This is a genomic window from Burkholderia sp. LMG 13014, from assembly GCF_905232215.1.
Lineage (GTDB): Bacteria > Pseudomonadota > Gammaproteobacteria > Burkholderiales > Burkholderiaceae > Burkholderia.
On the sequence record NZ_CAJNKE010000551.1, the window covers coordinates 1 to 3,912 of the forward strand.

The 3,912-nt window shown below is 60.3% G+C and carries 3 protein-coding genes and 1 pseudogene; all 4 read left to right on the forward strand.

All coding sequences use genetic code 11. The features are described from left to right. Nucleotides 1-1,176, forward strand: a pseudogene (locus tag JYJ84_RS30650) (type VI secretion system tip protein VgrG); the annotation flags it as partial. Further along, nucleotides 1,173-2,102, forward strand: a complete 930-nt coding sequence (locus JYJ84_RS30655; RefSeq protein ID WP_175221358.1) for a hypothetical protein — start codon at nt 1,173-1,175, stop codon at nt 2,100-2,102. The pseudogene JYJ84_RS30650 and the gene JYJ84_RS30655, both read left to right, overlap by 4 nt. Nucleotide 2,103: 1 nt before the next feature. Continuing rightward, the gene (locus tag JYJ84_RS30660; RefSeq protein ID WP_164462565.1) at nt 2,104-3,120 is read left to right on the forward strand and encodes a hypothetical protein; all 1,017 of its coding nucleotides are present in this window, start codon (nt 2,104-2,106) and stop codon (nt 3,118-3,120) included. A 69-nt stretch (nt 3,121-3,189) separates the two neighbouring features. After that, nucleotides 3,190-3,912: type VI secretion system Vgr family protein (locus JYJ84_RS30665; protein ID WP_205189889.1), on the forward strand; the 723-nt coding region annotated here is incomplete at its 3' end.

The window sequence follows — 3,912 nt, forward strand, 5'->3', positions numbered from 1 at the left end:
GGGTGGGGGGGCGCGGCGGCGGCAACGCAGGCGCTTGCGAGTGCGTCGAAACAACCGATATCGACGCCGGCGTTACCGTCTCAACCGGCCTCGCAGACTGGATCGACAGTCACGAAGGCACCGGCGGCGCCGGGTGATCCAACAGCGACGAAGACATCGATCGATCCCGCATCTGCCAATAGCGCGCAATCGCAGGGGCCGGAACTCGGGCGTTCGGCGCCCGTGCCGCCGTCGGGCGAACTCGATGGGGCGCCCAAGAGTGGAGCGGCCGGGTCTGGCGGCCCATGCAACCTTCATATTCCGCCACTCAAGCAACTCGAATATCAGCCTGATATGGGAGTGGTCGACTACTATCAGACCGACGCGCAGGGCAAACCCGTGCTCGCAAATGACAAGAAGATCTTACTGCGCCATACCGGGTCAACCGGTATGTACGACATCGAATACACACCGGCAACAGCCACGTTGACTGCAACGGTTCGTCTTCGCGTCGTGCTCATGGATCAGCACGAGTACAAAAACGGCAAGCTTCTCGTGGACAAGAAAACCGGTCTGCCGGTTTCGGTACCGTACGACGGCGACGGCCCAGGGGATGCTGCTGTCGTCTGGCAGGCGGTGGAACGACCGGCGAGTTCGGCCAATCTAGCGGGATTCAAACAGCGGATCGAGAACGGGCTGAACCGAAACCACTATTACATGCAGCCGAAGGCGTGTCCGCTCGGAAAGAACTGCACTTGCAAGGTGAAATTGAAGCAGGAGATCGAGTTCGTTACGACGAGCGGGCGATTCCATCGCACCATTAGTCTTTTCCCGATGGAAGCTCGGGCGAATTCGGAGAATTGGGGCGAGGTGCAGGTGACATGGGATCGCAAGAAGAAAAAGGCGACGCCTGACGTCACGCAAAACGCCATCATTCACGAGGCGGGTCACCACTACGGATGGCCGGACGAGTATTTCGAGGATCAGGGCACCGTCTACAGTGGCTATATCAATTCGCAGAAACTGGTCGACGTCAAGATGCCACAGCTCGCGGATAACTGGCAGCGCACGTCGGATACGAATCTGATGGGTGAAGGGATGTTTCTCGCGAAGCCGGAAATTCCGAAGTACTACATGTACGGATTCCGAGATTGGTTCCAGAAGAAGACCAATATCGAGTGGGAGGTCCTGAAATGATGCGCTTTACGCGGACCCTGATGGCGATGACATTGATTTTTGGAGCGACGGACATGGTGTCTGCAAAAAACGAGCACGGCTATTTCGAGATCCGCAGCGGAGCCGGGCAGACCAATCCCGCGCCGATCATGGTCATCACGGATGAAGGCAAGACGATTTCCTACTATTCGCGCGGGCGAGACCTTGATAACAGTTCACAGGGTCGCTATCTGGGCATCGGAAAATATACGGCCGAATCGAGCGACACCTATGTCCGGCAACTCTCGGAAATCAAGCGTGTGCTGAGCGAGCGCGATGCTGCGGTCCGGGACGCGGTCAATGCGGGGCCGGTTCTGTCCTATTCGTTCGCCATGGACGGGCATCACTACGACGGCGCGTTCAATTACCGGGCGGAAAAGCCGGTACAGGACAAGATCGTTGCGTTGTATTCGCTCGCGAAGGAACTGCTGAGCCACGGAAAAGCGGAGATCAATATCCGTCCGGCATTGTCGATTCGCTCCGACGCGAATCGCTTGCTGGTCGAACTCGAATTCAGCAACGAAGGTCGGCGCGAGGTACTCATCGATGGTCCGGAAACCTGGACGGGCAATCTCGCGATTCCGACCCGGCAATTCGTCGAAGTCCAGGGAAGCAACAGCGCGGGTGCCGAGTTCAAGGTCCGGCTCGACAGCAAGTATCTGACCGATGCATCGCGGCGCTACGCCAGCGAAATCGCAGTCAAACCAGGCGAAGTGATCCGTGTCGGATTCGCAGTTCCCTTCGACGCGCTGTCGTTCGACAGCGATTCGTCCATCCAGCGAATGGAAACCGGCACCTACGATTTTGTCGGTCGGATGCAGGGCAATTTCGTCAAGCCGGACGAGATGTCCGGCAGGTTCTTCACGTGGACGGATCCGGTTCCGTCGGTCGGCTTGACTCGGGAGTGACATGAACCCGACTGAACATCCGTCGCGCGCGACACCGGCAATCAGAATGCGAAATGACGCTCGTCGAGCGGGCACTCGGACGGGCGGAGTCGCGCGCCGTGCGTCGCGCTGCCTTGCGGCGGCATTGCTGTTCGGCGTGACGGCAGCATCATCCGCAGGAGAGAGCGGGGACTACTTCGCAATACGGAGCAGCCCGGGGCAGGTCAAGCCTGCGCCGGAATCGCGTTTCGAGTTCGACGGCAATCGTGTTTCCTATTATTCGCATGGACTGGATCTGGACCTGTTTCCCGAGGCGAAGTATGCGGGTATCGGAAAATACACGGGAAAACTGAGCGATCGTTACCGGCCGGAGCTCGAACAGGTGAAGCGGATGCTGGCCAGTCACGAGATCGCTTCGGTCCGGGGCCGGAATATCGGATCGGTCCTCACGTATTCGGTTGAACAGAACGGAACGCGTTATCAGGGTGCGCTGCAGTATCGATCCAGCGACGAGATCACCGTCAAGCTGCAGTTTCTTTACGAAATCGCACAGGACCTGCTGGACCACGGCACGCCGGAAATCAATCTGCACCCGGCGTTCACCGCGCATTCCGCGTCGGGAAATCTGGTGGTCGATATGGTGTTCGGGAATGACGGGACAGAGGAAGTCGTCATCGACGGTCCCGAGAAATGGTTGCCGAAGCGTGTATACCTGAACGCGCAATACGCCGAGATCAGCGCGATCAACGACGCTGGCATCGGCTTCAAGGTCTCGCTGGTCGAGAAGTACCTGAGTCCCGCTTCCCGTCCCTACGCGTCCTCAATTTCCATCAAGCCGGGGCAGCCGGTGAAAGTCGAATTCGTCGTGCCGTACGACGAGCTGACGTTCGATCCGGGTTCGTCGGCGCAACAGATTCAAGGGGGCACCTTCCGGATGTACGGCGTCGCAAACGTCAACATCCAGTCGCCCTCGGTCATGAAAGGCGCGGCATTCATACGGATGGACAAACAACCCGCCGTCGATCTGACCGAACGGTAAGGCGTGCATCGATGCATCGACTCCCGTCACTGAACCTATCGCCTCCCGCGAACCCCGAACCCACCCATCATGTCGACCCAATCTGATCTCATCCAGGCATTCCTCGGCGGCTGGTCGCAGCACGACCGGTTCCTGTGGCTGACCACGCCGCTCGGCGCGGACAAGCTCGTTGCCGAGAGCCTGCACGGATGGGAGTCGCTCGATCGCGGCGGCTTCCGGTTCCAGGTCACCGCGCTGACCGAGCGCCCCGACGTGCCGCTCGACGCGTTGATCGGTGCACCGATCCTCGTCGAGTGGCAGGCCGCGGACGCACAGGACGCGCGTCGTCCGTTCCACGGCCACGTGATCGCCGCGGAGCTCGTCGGCTACAACGGCGGGCTCGCGCGCGTGAAGCTCGTCGTCGAGCCGTGGCTGGCGCTGCTGCACCAGCGCGTCGACAGCTACAACTTCCAGAACGCGAGCGTCGTCGAGATCAGTGAACAGATCTTCGCGCACTATGCGCATGGCGCGATCGCGCCGGCGTGGCGCTGGGCGCTCGCGGACACGACGAAGTACGCCAAGCGCAGCCTGACCGCGCAGGCCGGCGAATCGGACTTCGCCTTTCTCGAACGACTGTGGGCGGAAGAAGGGATCTTCTACTGGTTCGAACATGAAGGCGATGCGCACTCGGCGAGCCTCGGCAAGCACACGCTCGTCCTCGCCGACACGAACCAGCGCTTTGCGCCCGAGCAACCCGAGCTCGTCGGATTCCACCAGACGAGCGACGGCGATCCGCGCGGCAGTATCCGGCAG